This is a genomic window from Chryseobacterium herbae (assembly GCF_025154075.1).
Lineage (GTDB): Bacteria > Bacteroidota > Bacteroidia > Flavobacteriales > Weeksellaceae > Chryseobacterium > Chryseobacterium herbae.
Genome location: NZ_JAOAMU010000002.1, coordinates 55,521 through 70,046, shown reverse-complemented (window position 1 = coordinate 70,046; position 14,526 = coordinate 55,521). Strand labels below are relative to the sequence as shown.

13 protein-coding genes and 1 riboswitch are annotated in these 14,526 nt (G+C 36.9%); of the genes, 3 read left to right on the top strand and 10 right to left on the bottom strand.

Going from position 1 to position 14,526, the window contains the following annotated elements:
• Window positions 1–52: 52 nt before the first annotated feature.
• The 8 genes from N0B48_RS06525 to namA form a co-directional block, all read right to left on the bottom strand.
• Window positions 53–1,000, bottom strand: coding sequence for a DUF2931 family protein (locus N0B48_RS06525; protein WP_259837675.1), 948 nt, complete (start codon window positions 998–1,000; stop codon window positions 53–55).
• Between the two features lie 88 nt (window positions 1,001–1,088).
• Window positions 1,089–1,370: a hypothetical protein gene (locus N0B48_RS06520; protein ID WP_259837673.1), complete on the bottom strand. Its 282-nt coding sequence runs from the start codon at window positions 1,368–1,370 to the stop codon at window positions 1,089–1,091.
• Entirely contained in the window at window positions 1,367–2,827 is a 1,461-nt protein-coding gene (locus tag N0B48_RS06515; protein ID WP_259837671.1) for a phospholipase effector Tle1 domain-containing protein, read from the bottom strand. The genes N0B48_RS06520 and N0B48_RS06515 overlap by 4 nt, the downstream gene beginning before the upstream one ends.
• Before the next feature lie 37 nt (window positions 2,828–2,864).
• Entirely contained in the window at window positions 2,865–3,035 is a 171-nt protein-coding gene (locus N0B48_RS06510) for a hypothetical protein (protein ID WP_259837669.1), read from the bottom strand.
• Window position 3,036: 1 nt separating this feature from the next.
• Entirely contained in the window at window positions 3,037–4,968 is a 1,932-nt protein-coding gene (locus tag N0B48_RS06505) for a type VI secretion system Vgr family protein (protein WP_259837667.1), read from the bottom strand.
• A gap of 158 nt (window positions 4,969–5,126) precedes the next feature.
• Window positions 5,127–5,531: a type VI secretion system tube protein TssD gene (gene tssD / locus N0B48_RS06500; RefSeq protein WP_259837666.1), complete on the bottom strand. Its 405-nt coding sequence runs from the start codon at window positions 5,529–5,531 to the stop codon at window positions 5,127–5,129.
• Window positions 5,532–5,717: 186 nt separating this feature from the next.
• A complete protein-coding gene (locus N0B48_RS06495) occupies window positions 5,718–6,011 on the bottom strand; it encodes a DUF2752 domain-containing protein (RefSeq protein WP_259837665.1) in 294 nt (97 codons plus the stop codon).
• 8 nt (window positions 6,012–6,019) lie between these two features.
• Window positions 6,020–7,072, bottom strand: a complete 1,053-nt coding sequence (namA, locus tag N0B48_RS06490) for an NADPH dehydrogenase NamA (protein ID WP_259837664.1) — start codon at window positions 7,070–7,072, stop codon at window positions 6,020–6,022.
• Between the two features lie 100 nt (window positions 7,073–7,172).
• Between namA and N0B48_RS06485 the strand changes: the two genes are divergently transcribed.
• The 3 genes from N0B48_RS06485 (at window position 7,173) to N0B48_RS06475 (ending at window position 10,971) form a co-directional block, all read left to right on the top strand.
• Window positions 7,173–7,655 carry a cytidine deaminase gene (locus tag N0B48_RS06485; protein WP_259837663.1) on the top strand — a complete coding sequence of 161 codons (483 nt, stop codon included), beginning with the start codon at window positions 7,173–7,175 and terminating at the stop codon, window positions 7,653–7,655.
• Between the two features lie 204 nt (window positions 7,656–7,859).
• Window positions 7,860–8,035, top strand: a riboswitch (cobalamin riboswitch).
• A gap of 32 nt (window positions 8,036–8,067) precedes the next feature.
• Entirely contained in the window at window positions 8,068–9,894 is a 1,827-nt protein-coding gene (locus N0B48_RS06480) for a TonB-dependent receptor plug domain-containing protein (protein WP_259837662.1), read from the top strand.
• 18 nt (window positions 9,895–9,912) lie between these two features.
• The gene (locus N0B48_RS06475) at window positions 9,913–10,971 is read left to right on the top strand and encodes a YncE family protein (RefSeq protein ID WP_259837661.1); all 1,059 of its coding nucleotides are present in this window, start codon (window positions 9,913–9,915) and stop codon (window positions 10,969–10,971) included.
• Between the two features lie 96 nt (window positions 10,972–11,067).
• Here the strand turns inward: N0B48_RS06475 and N0B48_RS06470 are convergent, their stop codons facing one another.
• Entirely contained in the window at window positions 11,068–13,413 is a 2,346-nt protein-coding gene (locus N0B48_RS06470; RefSeq protein WP_259837660.1) for a hypothetical protein, read from the bottom strand.
• Window positions 13,373–14,416 carry a hypothetical protein gene (locus tag N0B48_RS06465; protein WP_259837659.1) on the bottom strand — a complete coding sequence of 348 codons (1,044 nt, stop codon included), beginning with the start codon at window positions 14,414–14,416 and terminating at the stop codon, window positions 13,373–13,375. Before N0B48_RS06465 ends, N0B48_RS06470 begins: the two co-directional genes overlap by 41 nt.
• Window positions 14,417–14,526: the final 110 nt, after the last annotated feature.

Below are 14,526 nucleotides of genomic sequence, written 5' to 3'. Positions count from 1 at the left end.
TATTCTATTTATATGTCGGCAAAAAATAAACATGAAACTATATATTACAGTCTCATTTTTTCAATTTCCACATATTATCAGTGTCAATTTTTTGTATCGGAAATTCTTTATTCTCCTGTTTTAATACCAATCTTCTGTTTTTTAGATCTTCGGTCATGCGAAGTATAATTTCTACAGGCTTATTTTCATCTAATTCTTTGAATAACGCAAAGATCTCACCTTCATCAAAATATCTTACTTCAAAAACGTTTTGTTCTCCATTTTTGTCTTCGAATACATAGGATAACAAACGCGGAACTGCTCTTTGTTTAAACGGATTTTCTTTGAGAGTTTCATTAAACAAAGTTTCCTCTTCTCCGTTATACATTTCCATATTCACATTTTTGAGCGTGTGATTGGGAATTTCTATTGTTGTTTTCCAGTTATATTTTTTCCGGTAAGTATCCCAAATTCCAAACTGAATCCCTTTATTCTTCATATTTTCATAGGCTTCGGGAACAGATTTACTCATATCAAAATACTCTTTCTGTGTAATCGTAGGATTTCCCGGAACATAGTCTTCCATAGCAACCTGAGTTTCTTTAGCCTGGTATCTTCCTATTTCTATCTGTTGGTCATTACCATATAACCAGACTACGGCAACGCCACCGGGAGCCAGTCCGACTACAACTGAGGAATAGCTTTCTTTTTCATTAGTCTTAGAATTTACCGTTCCTTCTTTAAACAGTTTTTTTATTTTGTCTACAGGCAATTCCCAGCTTCCTTTATAGAATTTATTTTCTAAAAAAGATGCCCATGTAACTTCCAATTTTACAGGCAGAGCTTTCATATCATCTCCCTGGGTATGTGTAGATCCGCTATATCCCCAACCGGTATGCGAAACTCCCGAACAGGGAACATATACCTTGCTGCCATCTTCAAGAAACAGATAACCTTGATATATATTCATAGGATACAGGAGGGGTGAGCTTTCTGTGGGAAGCCATTCGTATTTTTCCATTTTATTTTGGCATGAGATTAATGAACTTATAAAAATTACAAAATAAATTAAACCGGTTTTCATGTTCATTTCTTTTCTTTTTGATTTATTATTTAAAATACATTCTATGGGGCAGTATAAAATACAGCAAAGCCATGAATAACAGTATGCACAGATTGGCTAAAAGTTTAGTCTTATCTTTCTTATACAGCCAAAAAAAAGCTTCCAGAAAAACATATACCGACAGCATAAAAAATAAATACAGCGGAATTTCATCCAAATCATAGGTCTGTCCCTTAAAACCACTTTCTGCATACATAAAATAGAATGCGAGATAGGGAATAAGCAGGATAACAAGCCTTAAAATGATATGCTTAATTAATTTTTTCATGAATTGGGAGCCATTCTACGTGATCTTTTTACCTGTAAATTGGCTTTATCAAGTGTAAAATTAGGTTTATAACCAATATCACCAAATTTTGAATTCCAATGCAGGTATCTGTTCCTTAAATCAATTAATAGATTATGATCTCCTACAATAATATTAAAAGCTTCTGTCGTTATTTTTTTTGCTGCTAATTGTTTTCGCAGCTCATCAATTTGTCTATTGGTATGATAAGCCATATAAGGTGCTGATCCTTCCATATAAGCGTCCAGTCTCTTTTTAACTTTGGTCAGATCAAGAGGGTAATATTTATCCTCTGTTCCGTTAGGAATTTTATAGGCTTTCCTTACATTATCTATATCAATGGTATCCTTATAGCTTTTATTGGTCATTTCACTCATAATATGCAGAGGAATAAAACTATACCTGTTACTAATCTTAGCCCGTTTAATATAGGTTTCATGCCAGGAATTTGGGCCTGACACCTCGCCGCGCTTAAACCACCCCTGCTCAATCAGATTATTCAAATCATTATTTAAAATAGTGTTATAATCATCATCACTCAATCCATCTCCAACCGTATTATCAAAATCCATGATTTGTTTGTCTTCTGACATATTATGGGTATAGCAGCCTCCAACATCGGAATGCACCCCAGGCAGGAAATAATCTGTCCCTCCGCCAAGCTGCACCCTTGTAAGCATAAAATTTTCTCTATGCTCATCAGATGCTGCGAGGTGAACTATTTTTTGTGCTTTAAGCGTATTTAAATGCAGTTCTCTTACATCGTTTGTAAAATCCGGGCTGGTTGTCGTTTCGCTGGCATCAGGATCGTATGAAGAAACGGTGTCGTATACCCCTAAAAATCTTGTCTTAATGGATTCGTACTTTATTTTATCTGTATCCAAAAGGCTACCCAGCAACCCGTTTTTCGGCTTAGTCTGAGTGACTTCATAAACAAAATGTCTTGCTGCTGCAGCACCTCTGCTAAATCCGTAAACATCAAATATGATGTTTCTTATTTCAAAATTCCCCATCAGACTTTTAATTACCCTGAGCGCTTCTCTACAGCCTTTTTCCACTTTAGCTCTTACACCTGTAGAACCGGAACCATAAGCCACTCCTTTATGATCCAGTTTTTTATCTTTATCACCCAAAGAATCCTCGGTACCAATCCCTTCAATGTAGATTTTTGATATATATTTACTTTTATCCTCTTTGTACCAGTATTCTTTTCTTGCTACATTAGACAGGTCATTGGTATAACTATCATCTTCTTTATTAGAATATTTTTCATAAGCTGCTTTCTGTTCCACAGTAGGTTTACGTCCCGGTTCATTTCCACCAGCCTGCGTGTTGCTTCTGTTGTTTTGTGTACCATCAAAAAAAATCCCTATCCGGATATCTATTTGTCCTTTTGGTGGTGGCGTTGGCGAATAATCTGAAAAAACTATATTTGACATTGATTATTTTTTATCTGTTTAACAAGCGGTTTTGAATTTACTTATTCCCCTGAGACATTATTTTTTTATTGCTTGCCAAAACGAGGTTCCCGGTTCGAGCTTCTGCATTGATCTTTTTAGCAATTTTTTCAACCTTTTTGCCTACATTCAGATGGTAAGTGTCATTCACCTTGATCTGTATATTTTTAGCTGTTTTGATGATCGCCATATCAGAAAAGTTTTGATTTTTCAGCACTGTTGAATTCTACAATCTTGCCGCTTTGCATCGTCATGTTTTCCAGTTCGCTGAACATGGATATTTCTCCGGCTATTTCATTGGATGTCTCAGACTGTCTTTTGAATTCTTTTTCTACCATTTCTGTTCTGGTATCCGAAGATTCACGGATATCACCTGTAGCAGTCTGAACGATATCTTTTCCGGCAGTGGAAATAATGCTGTTATTAGCTGAACTGTTGATGCCTTCTCCCGCACTGATCGAAATTTCTTTTCCTGCGGTGATATTGATATTATCTCCGGCATTCAAAGTAAAGTTTTTAGGAGCTTTCATGCTGATATTTCCTGCGCCATCCATAATATAGATGTTTCCGCTGGGATCCATGATCTTTACACTTCCTTCTTCGTCATTCATCAGAATTCTGATTCCGCTTCGGGTCTGGATAGATTTCAAATGATTATTAACTCCACCTCCTAAAGCAATCCCACCATGGAACATTCCTCCCATGACGAAAGGTCTGTCGGGATGGCTGTGAACAAAATTCACCATCACCTGATCTCCCACTTCGGGAATGGCTACATAGCCCCTGTTCTGCGAGATCTGATCTGTTCCTCCTGCATCAGGGCTCATCATTCTGATAAAATGTGTGGTATCGCTGGTCTGCCAGTCAAATTGCACCTGTATTCTTCCCTGTCCTTCCGGATCTGTATTGGATATTACCATGGCAGTCTGTGGTTCAGCTTTAGGAATTTTATATTCCGGTCTTGGAAGAAATCCTGTATCCGCTGCTATTCCTGCAAAACTACCTTTGTAATGTCCTATGGTATCAATTTCATGTTCAGTTTCCGTGATCATAATTCTTGTAAAATAGGAGGTCTCATTGGAATCCTGTTTACGCATCTGAACATCGGCCACACATCCCGGATGAAGGAATGGAACCGTAGTATTCCCTGAAATAGAAAAAACGTTCACCGCCTCACTTCCTGAAGCACTTTTCTGTGAATATTCCACGTCAAGATGAGTAGATGCTTTGATAGGCGCTATCTGAAGCGCAGGTGTTTTGTAAATGCTGTTATTGTGATCGTAAGCCGTTTTTGCAATATCACTTACATGCTGGATAGGCGTAGAGCCTGAAGTAAGTTTTTCATGTTTGTTGCTGTTGTACCCGTAATACTGGGGTTTCGTGTGTATAGCTTTCAGTTCAACCTTGATATCATTGGCATTGCTTCCATAGGTCAGCGTAATAGGTTTATTCTGAGGTGGAAGTTTCCCGAAATGCAGGACTTCACCATCATAAAAGAACTGTTCACCATATGCTTCAGCCATTCTTGCCAGATAGTTGTAATGGGTTTCGTCGTATTGACTGCTGTAGATGATCTGGGAAAAATTATTGGCGTCGATTCTGATATCAAAACGGCCTCTATCGATCCCCTGTTTGATTACTTCTTCTGCAATAATGCCCATATTAACGGACTGGTTTCCACCAAAACTCTGGATGTGAGAAGCTCCGTCTAACAGAATGGTAGGGCTGCATCCGGTAAGCACAATGTTTCCAAGACTCATTTTTTCCTGGCTGAATGCCACTCCGGTGATGATTCCCACAAAAGTTCGTTCCGGACTGTTGTCTATATCTTTATAGGAAATAACTGCCGTAAGACGTTTCCCCAGAAATTTATTGGCATCTTCCAGTGAATGGGTCTGGCGGTCTCCCAGAGTATCATGAGCCAGAGTCAGCGTGAATTCGTGGTGACGCTGGGTACTCTGCTTAAGTTTAAAATGCTTATAAAATTTGATGATTTTCCCCTCTATGACTAAGGAAAGCTTTACCAGACGGTTGATGCCGGTATGATGATTCTCGGATACCCCATCTGCATTTTGTGCCGGGCGAAAAGCTGCACCCTTTGGTTGTTCTGGTGTAGTAGACATATTTTATAAAGTGATTTGTGTTAAAATGTGTATATTATTCATCCAATCGGGAATTTTTGAAAATAAACAAAGATTCCTAGCCAGAAAATAGCGTTCACAACAGGTAAAAAAAGACCGTCTTGAGGGACAGTCTCTTTATATTTTTTACTACTCGGGATCTAGCTTAATGGCCAGAATCCTTCATAAAGTGAATTTCCGTATGAAATAGTTTCTGCACTTATTACAAAGCTTACCAGCATACTATTGGTGTCGATCGCATCAAAATCCATTTCATGCTGAATTACGTATCCGTTTTCCCACTTCAGGGCAATCAGAGTTCCTTCTTCATGAGATTTATTTAACGTAATTTCACCGCTTGTAGGCTTGTATTTACCATTCAGTAAGCTTTCCAGAATATCAGATTTTTCAGTTGCTTCTACCGTTACTTTGATCAAAGCATTTGACGGATCAGACGCTACACGTCCTGAAACATCAGTAGATCTTGATACACTGTAATTAAGCTTTAACAACTTTTGTCCTTCACCTCCATTGAATTTTAAGATTCCTCTTGAATTTCCTGCCATATTCTTATATTTTAATCATATACGATTATACTATTCATAAAGTTAGTCTAACAAAGATAGAGCTCAAGCTCTAATTTAAAAAGTTTTTATGTAAGATATTTATATTTTGTAGTAATTCTACGACTTTTTTTTCAATGCCGTTAATTGCTTATAAAAAAATATTGTCTCATTCTGATCTTTCATTTATTAATGAGCGTTCAGGTAAAAGTGTTTATAATAATACGATACGATCATAATGACCAGATTGATAACGACCATGGTCATCAGAATATTTCCGTACTTTCTTTTTTTATCTACAAAACTCAGGCCTAATGTAAACAAAAACAAGAGCAATGTATAAACAGCCGGATACAGATGAAAAGCTTCTGAAAATCTCCCTTCAAACACGAGCACGATAGCTCTCTGAGCACCGCATCCCAAACATTCTATTCCCAGAAATTTCTTGCTGGGGCATGTCAGCATAAAGTCTTCAATTTCCATCCGAACTGTTATGATGAAATTTTCGCTCTGGTGTACTGATACGGAAAGAAACAGTCTTCTTTCATCTCAAATGATCCCTGCACAGCAATGTAAGGATTTCTCAGAATCTCTCTTGCCACAAAGATCAGATCTGCCTCTCCTTTCTGAAGAATCTCTTCAGCCTGTTCCACTTTGGTGATTAATCCTACAGCTCCGGTTTTCACTCCGGCTCCATTTCTGACCTGGGATGAAAAAGGAACCTGATAGCCGTTGAATACAGATATTTTCGCTCCGTGAATATTTCCTCCACTTGAAACATCTATAAGGTCTACGGAATGTTCTTTTAAAATTTTGGACAGCTCAACACTGTCATTAATATTCCATCCGTTTTCAGCATATTCAGTGCCGGAAATACGTACAAAAAGAGCAACATTATCGTTGAGTTCTTCATTCACAGCATCTACGATTTCCAAAAGAAAGCGGATCCTGTTTTCAAAACTCCCCCCATATTCATCGGTTCTGATATTGGAAAGCGGCGATAGAAACTGGTGAATCAGATAGCCATGTGCTCCGTGAATTTCTATGAGGTCAAAACCTGCTTTTACAGCTCTTTTAGCTGCTTCTTTAAAATTTGTAACCTGCTCTTTGATTTCTTCAACGCTAAGAACGTGTGGAATTCTTTCGGAAGGATGATATGGAATAGCACTAGGCGCAACGGTTTCCCAACCTTCTTCAAGCGGAATCTGCAGATTATTCCAGGTGGATCCTTTTCTTCCGGCATGGGCCAGCTGGATTCCTATCTTACTTTCTGACCGAGAATGAACAAAATCAACGATTTTTCCAAGTTCTTCTGCCTGCTGATCATTCCAGATTCCCATACAGTGATTGGTAATTCTTCCTCGCGGCTCTATTCCAGTGGCTTCAACCATAATTAATCCTGTTCCGCCCTGAGATCTGCTTCCGTAGTGCACAAAATGGAAGTCATTGGCTAGACCATTTTCGCATGAGTACATACACATGGGAGACATCACCCATCTGTTTTTTAGCTCTATATTTCTGAATTGTATTGGTGTATATAGCATTTTATTTTTTTGAATTTCGATTTAATGATGGATAAAAAAAATATTGTCCATCTGATGAAAAAGAAGTAAATTTAGCCCCCCTTTTTAGTCTGACTAATATATGAAAAAAGACATACAGATCAGTTACGAGCACTTTAAAAATAGCAGTGAACTGAACGATATAGAAAAAACTCTTTTTAAAAGAGCCATTCAGGCCCGTGAAAATGCCTACGCCCCTTATTCCAACTTCCTGGTAGGATGTTCCGTTTTACTGGAAAACGGTGAAATTTATTCCGGAAACAATCAGGAAAATGCAGCCTATCCATCGGGATTGTGCGCAGAAAGAACAACCCTTTTTTGGGTAGCCGCCAACTTTCCAAATATGAAAGTGAAGAAGATCTTCGTGGTAGGTGGTCCTAAGGAATTTCATGAGAAAAATCCTCCGATTCCACCTTGCGGAGCTTGCCGACAAAGTTTAATAGAATACGAAACAAAACAAAATGAAAACATCGATCTTTATTTTTCAAGCATGAATGATGAAGTAGTGAAGGTGCATTCGATTAAGGATTTATTGCCGTTTTATTTTGACTCTACGTTTTTGTAGAGGAGAAAGAGACAAGAACAAAGACTTCTGTTCTACAAAAGTGAATGAAGATTTTTGTCAATGGTGAATTTTGCTTCGCAAGTCAATAGTGAATTTTAATGCTGTCTATTTATGTATGGTTGATCATTAACGATTCACTTGCGAAGCAAAATTGACGATTCACCATTCACTTTTCTGCCTTTTTGTGCAATAGATTTAAAAAGTTATCTTTGCAAAAATTTTGGTTTCCAGCGTATTGGAAATAATAGGGAATTGGGTGGAACTCCCAAGCTGTCCCCGCAACTGTAAATCGCAATAAGATTTTCTGCAAAAAACCACTGTTCATACGGGAAGGTGCAGAAAGCGAAAGTCAGGAGACCTGCCAAAATACTAACTAAAAAACACATTGCTTTCGGAGGAAAAGTAAAATAGTATGGATATAAAAAGATCTTTATTACTGCTTTGTTCGTCTTATGGCAGCTTTCTTTTCGGACAGGAGAAAGCCGTTGACACTATTTATATTTTCGACAGCCAGATGAGTAAGGTAAAACTTTTTCATCATGTAAACAGTATTACTCCTCAGGATGCTGAAAAAAACTCTTCTAATCTTTCTGAACTGCTAAGATTCCAGTCTCCGGTTTTTATTAAAGAGAACGGACGTGGAGGTGTCTCTTCACCATCATTCAGGGGAACAACTGCACAGCAGACTGCTCTTGTCTGGAATGGAATCAACATCAATTCTAATTTTTTAGGACAAGCAGATATTAACAATACGGCCTTATTCGGATATGACCAGATTGGCATAAAACCCGGAGGAGGCAGCGTCATCTACGGTAGTGGTGCTATCGGGGGAAGTATCCACCTGAATAATGAACTTGACTTTAACAAAGGATTTCATGCCAATTTATTTTCTGAAGTGGCCTCTTTCGATACTTCTAATAATTTCGTCAAAGGATCCTACAGTAATGAAAAATTTAGTTTTAAAGCTTCGGGGAATTATTCGGTAAGCAAAAATGATTATAAGGTGAGCGATCTTCGCTATACGAACCTCAACGGGAATTATTATAATACGACATTTAATGTGGGAATTTCTTATAAAGTCGCTCCCAATCAGAAAATTTCCTGGCAAAGTCAGTTTTACGACTCTTCGCAGCATTTTCCCATTTATGAAGAAACCGAAACAAAGACTAAATACAGAACACAGAGCACCAGAAGCCTTATCTCATGGGATATTAATACTTTAAAACTTTCAAACAGTTTAAAAGCTGCCTATACGGAGGAAAATTTCGAGTATTATGGTAATATTAAGGCTCAAAAATCCAGTGGTGGAACAGGAAAAAATTACATTTTTAAGGATGATTTTAACTACTTCATTGTTCCGAAGCTGAACGTTAATGTAATCGCCGAGTTCCAGGTCAATAAAGGAGAGGGATATTTGTCTGGAATCGGTAATGTAAGCAGGAATGTAGGTTCATTTTCAGGTTTACTGAGGTATTTTGCTACAAAAGACCTGCGTTTTGAAGGTGGAATTAAAAAAGATTTCGTAGAAGATATCAATTCTCCGCTTCTCTTTTCCCTTTCCGGAAAATGGAAGGCTACCGATTGGTATAATGCTAGTTTTAATGTATCAAAGAACTTCAGATATCCTTCATTTAATGATATTTATTATGAACCGGGAGGAAACCGTGATCTAAAACCTGAGACATCCATTCAGGTGGATCTTACTCAGGAATTCAGTGTTGGAGGCTTTAAACTTAGGGTTACTCCGTATTATATGGATGTTGTGGATCTTATCGTTTGGATGCCTGCCACGGCCTCTTACTGGAAAGCATTTAACATCAACAAAGCGGAATTTTACGGTCTTGAAAGTCAATTAAACTTTGACAAAAAATGGGGAAATCATGCTCTGAATCTGGGTGCCGGATATTATTACAGTAAATCTATCAATAAGGAAACTCAGAAACAGCAACCTTATGTTCCTATGCACAGGGGAAATGCTCATATCGATTATGGTTACCGTTTCCTGAGAATATTTGCACAGGGCCTTGTTAATGGCCTCACTTATACAACAAGCGATGAAAAAAGGACTGAAGCTATTGATCCTTATTTTGTTTTGAATACAGGTATTTCTGCAACAGTGTTGAAAAAATACACTTTAGGATTTAAAGTAAATAATGTAACGAACACCTATTATAGAACGGTATCTTTCTACCCTCTTCCGAAAAGAAATTATAGTGTGTATGCTTCAATAAATTTTTAAAATTAAAATTTTATATATATGAAAATAACTAGACTGTTAACTCTGATTTTTGCTTTTGCATTACTGTTTAATATTTCTTGTAGCAATGATGATTATGATGACGTAATAATTCCTGCAATTACTTATGAAAACGGATATTTTATTTCTAATGAAGGGAAATTTAATGATAAAAATGCAAGTGTAACTTTCGTTACAAAGAATCTTTCTTTTAAGCAGGATAATATTTATTCGGTTAATAACAACAATGAGATTTTGGGGGATGTTCTTCAGATGATTGCATTTAATGGTGACAATGCATTTCTTGTGATGAATAATTCTAACAAAATTGTGGTGGTAAACCGTAAAAACTTTAAAAAAGTAGGTGAAATTACAAATCAGATTCTTCAGCCGAGAAGCATGACTGTTGCTAACGGAAATCTGTATGTAACCAACCATGATTTCAATACTAACAAATATGTAACGGTTTACAAAGCGTCTGATTTTTCATTCGTAAAGAAAATCAATTTCACGGAACCGGTAGAGAAGATCGTGGAAGCGGGAGGTAATGTTTTTGTTCAGAATGCTTCCGGAGGTTACGGAAATAAAATCACTTACGTAAATACAACCAGCAACTCAATTCAGTCTGAGATCACGGTTCCAAACGGAGATATCAACAGAACGATTTCTTTTAATTCTAATGTTTATGCAATTGCAGGAACAGCAACGAATTCTTACATCTACAAGATTTCAAATACCGGAGCCTTAATTCCTGCAGAAACTAAAACATTAACGGGAATTCCTAATGCAACAAATCTTCAGATCGATAACGGTAAATTTTATTTCAGCTCTGGCAACAAAGTGTACACGATGAGCATGACTAGTTCTACAGTACCTACTACACCATTGCTTACGGCAGTAGATGGCGGGCCATATAATACGCTTTATGGATTCAGTGTCATAGACGGAAGGATTTTCACTTCGGATATTAAAGGATTCACTGAGGATAGTGAAATCACAGTATACTCTGCTTTAGACGGAAGCAAGCTTGTTTCTTTTAAAGCCGGTAGAGGTTCAAACGGAACATTCTCAAATCAATAATTAAAACTTCATTTTTGAAGTTTAAAAATATTTTTATTTTTTTTCATCATTTGTGTTTTTTATCAGGCCGCTTCTTCGAAGCGGCCTGATTTTGTTTTAACGTCTTGCCTTAAAATACGAGGTAAAGAAATCACATCCACTCATGAGATCAGAATATTCATCTTTATAATGATGTTCCAGGTCTTTATAATACCTGTTTTTCTGTAGTCTGGCTTCTTCATAGTTGTCAGACTGAACTAAATAGTCTACATTTTTATCCTGCTCATAATCCAGTCTGTAATTTTCACATCTCCCCTGCATTCTCAGACAGAGTGCTTTGAATTTCTGGGTTTTGGCATTCGCCAATGCTTTTCCGTAGTAGAATTTAGCTTTATTTACAGCATTGAATTCTTCATTATCATCACGGATAGAAAAGTTTCCGGAAGAACTCAGCGCATACCGCTTCATCATCCATGCATTGCCGTACTGGGTCATATTGTAATAGCAGTTGGCCACCAAAAAGTAATAATAATCCTGGTCTTTCTCCTTTGGATCATCTGCTCTTCTGATATACTCGATCAGTTTTTGCGTAATGGTAATTTTACTCAATTTGATTTTCTCCTTTTCTTCCATAAAATCCGGGGTATATTTCAGGTGATAGAAAGGATTCCTGTAAAAAACCTTGCCTGCCCAAGTATCGTATTCTTTACCTTCCCGCTGCCATAAATTGTATTGCGCATCAAAATAACCTTCACCCAACTGACTGAAAATATCCAGCGCCGACTGCAGTTCATTTTCTCTTATATATTTGGTTCCCAGAAGATCGTACAGCATATTGATCTGAGCAGGTTTCAACTGATGGTAATTCCTGTAAAAAGAATCCCCGGTTGTACTTAAATTCTGAGCTTTATTGATAAAACTTTTCAATTGTGCCGGCGTATAAACCGCATCAAAGTAATCGAAATAATCTGAGAAGAAATCTCCGTAGGTTTTGTTTCTGTTTTTAACAGATTTATAGAAAACACTACTCCAATCGCGACTTGAACCTTCGAGAGAAACATATAAAAGTGCTGCATCATCTGTGTTTCCCAGATATTCCAATTCTCTGCCCAAAGCAAAAATAAATTGCTTATCTGTTTTGTTTTTTAGGATAATCCCTTTCGTCATTTCAGGGATCACCGCATTTCCATATTCCTGTGCAGCAAAGATATTAAGGACTTTCAGCTTGTCAAGATCATTATGTATTGGGCTTTCTGACGGCAGTATTTTTTTTAGCTTGGCTATTTCATTTATACTCCCGGAATAATTTCTCGTCATCAACAGTAATTCCGCTTTTGCCACCGTCCATACTTCAGGGGTTTTCACTTTTGAAAAATCAACTGTCTTAATGAAATCAAGGACTTTTTGTGCATATTCTCTGTCCGTTTCCGATCTCTCCAATACCTGTTGTACCGACTTGCTTTCCGAAACATCACCATTCCAATAACTCAATTCTCTTGTGGAAGGATCAAATAGTGTATAATACGGCGTAAATATCCAGTCTTCCAGCTTACTCATCTCTCTTAAAAGCAGAAACCCAAGACCTTCGTTTTTTTTGTCTTCCGCATAAATCTTTTTGAGATTTTCAAGATTTCTCTCGGGATTATAGATTCCGTAAAGTAACAGAACTGCCGCCCTGTCAGAAGCATTTCCAGCATATTTCAACACTTCCTTTTCCGATATTTTTGAATAGAAATACTGCCATGTAACAAAACGTTTTTCAGGGCACTTAACAAATACTTTCGCGAAGTATACATTGGCCAAAGCTTTATTTTCTTCAGCAATGGCTTTAAAATAAAGTGCCCAGATATCAACAATATTTTCAGTTTTGTTGACATTAAAATAGCGGCTATAAACGGTATTAATGATATTAAAATCCTTTTGATAATAAGCCAGCCGAAGAGCCAGAAAAGCATACCTTTTCCTGATATCTTTATTTACAGTTTTTCCAGCAAGTGAAATTGCTTTCTGAAGCAGGTTATTTCTTTTCACCGTCACCGTACTTTCATTTCTTTCCCAGGGATCATCCTGCCATGTATTGAAATACTCACAGTTTTTTGCAAATTTTAAATATTCGATAGCTTCGGTATCTTTCTGATTATGGAGATACGTAAGAAATGTATTGCGCGGATCTGGTTTAATATCCGAATACGTGTATTGATCAAGAACCTTGTTAATATCATTCAAATCAATATTCCCACCGCAGTACTGATTCCATAATTTTTCATTCTCTTCACCGGAAGGCGCAGCTGCATCATTTTGACTAAAGCCTAAAGACGAGTAATTGAACGAAGCATAATTCCCGTAAGGAAAATGGGCCGGATTCAAAAAACAAAATCTGACACTTTCTCCATAAGGGTAAAAACCACATGCCCAAATGATATTACTTAGTAAAATCGCTATAAAAACTGCTAATTTCTTCATGGGTGTAATTATTTAACTCGTTTTCATCCAGATGGAAAAGGGTTACGGTAATATTCTTATCAAGACTTATATTTTTCTTAATGATTGCAATGGCTTTATTAACCTTATCTGCAGTGATTTCCTCATATTTTATTTTGTCTCCACGCCTCAGATATGTATTGTAACTGACGACTGTATCTTTGGTCACCTCATACCAAAGCGGCTTTATCACCTTAAGGTTTTTCTTCAGTCCGTTACTGTTATAGATGACCCCGCTAAAATTATTATTCTGATAAATCTGCATCCATGAATATACAGGCAGAGCGACATCCATATGCAATGGATATTTCTTCTTTGGCTTCAGATAGCTTTCCAGTTCTTTAAGGTCAAGGATTGAGTTCTTTGACTGGTCTTCCAACGGATTGATAAGATTATAACACATCAGTGTCACTTTATCTACGGGAGGAACGCCCATTTTATCCGGATATTTGTAAGGATACAAACGAAGTGTGGCAGAAATCTGTTTTTTGGAAATAGGTTTTAGCTTTTTAAGGAAATAAAAGTAATTATTTTTAGTAGAAGCCGTCCAGTCGCAGTCTATCTGTATTTCTGAAACCCTGATGGAATCCAGTTTTTCATTTGTAAATTTATCAATCAGATAACTTACATTGTCTGCCAGCTTATCCAATTCTTTTTCGCTGCTTTTCTGAAAAACGATGTTTTTGATGTAAACTGTGGGAACAATACGGTACGGAAGAGAATCATTTTCGCTACAATAGGAGTAGATATTGAAATTAGTTTTGGAAACCGGAAGATTTCCCAGTTCTTCCTGATAATCCACTTCAAAAAACTTTACGTAAAGCTTTTTTATATTCTGCTCTTTCAGAATACTTTTTTCTTTATCATTATAATACGAATCACTGTCGGATTTCCAGTAATAGAATGATTTTTCAACAGATTCAACTTTATTGTCACATGAAAATAAAAGCAGAATAAGTGGCAGGAATAAAAGAACTTTTTTCACTAATACAATGTTTTAAAAATAATACGCTGCTGAATTGGAATGTTTTTACAAATGTAATTACAAAATCAATTCAACAGCGCACTGTTTTACTGTTTTATTAACAAAAATTT

Excerpts from the sequence above, each read along its gene's own strand:
- N0B48_RS06525 (WP_259837675.1), bottom strand. The coding sequence starts at position 1,000 with ATGGAAAAATACGAATGGCTTCCCACAGAAAGCTCACCCCTCCTGTAT.
- N0B48_RS06520 (WP_259837673.1), bottom strand. The coding sequence starts at position 1,370 with ATGAAAAAATTAATTAAGCATATCATTTTAAGGCTTGTTATCCTGCTT.
- N0B48_RS06515 (WP_259837671.1), bottom strand. The coding sequence starts at position 2,827 with ATGTCAAATATAGTTTTTTCAGATTATTCGCCAACGCCACCACCAAAA.
- N0B48_RS06510 (WP_259837669.1), bottom strand. The coding sequence starts at position 3,035 with ATGGCGATCATCAAAACAGCTAAAAATATACAGATCAAGGTGAATGAC.
- N0B48_RS06505 (WP_259837667.1), bottom strand. The coding sequence starts at position 4,968 with ATGTCTACTACACCAGAACAACCAAAGGGTGCAGCTTTTCGCCCGGCA.
- tssD (WP_259837666.1), bottom strand. The coding sequence starts at position 5,531 with ATGGCAGGAAATTCAAGAGGAATCTTAAAATTCAATGGAGGTGAAGGA.
- N0B48_RS06495 (WP_259837665.1), bottom strand. The coding sequence starts at position 6,011 with ATGGAAATTGAAGACTTTATGCTGACATGCCCCAGCAAGAAATTTCTG.
- namA (WP_259837664.1), bottom strand. The coding sequence starts at position 7,072 with ATGCTATATACACCAATACAATTCAGAAATATAGAGCTAAAAAACAGA.
- N0B48_RS06485 (WP_259837663.1), top strand. The coding sequence starts at position 7,173 with ATGAAAAAAGACATACAGATCAGTTACGAGCACTTTAAAAATAGCAGT.
- N0B48_RS06480 (WP_259837662.1), top strand. The coding sequence starts at position 8,068 with ATGGATATAAAAAGATCTTTATTACTGCTTTGTTCGTCTTATGGCAGC.
- N0B48_RS06475 (WP_259837661.1), top strand. The coding sequence starts at position 9,913 with ATGAAAATAACTAGACTGTTAACTCTGATTTTTGCTTTTGCATTACTG.
- N0B48_RS06470 (WP_259837660.1), bottom strand. The coding sequence starts at position 13,413 with ATGAAGAAATTAGCAGTTTTTATAGCGATTTTACTAAGTAATATCATT.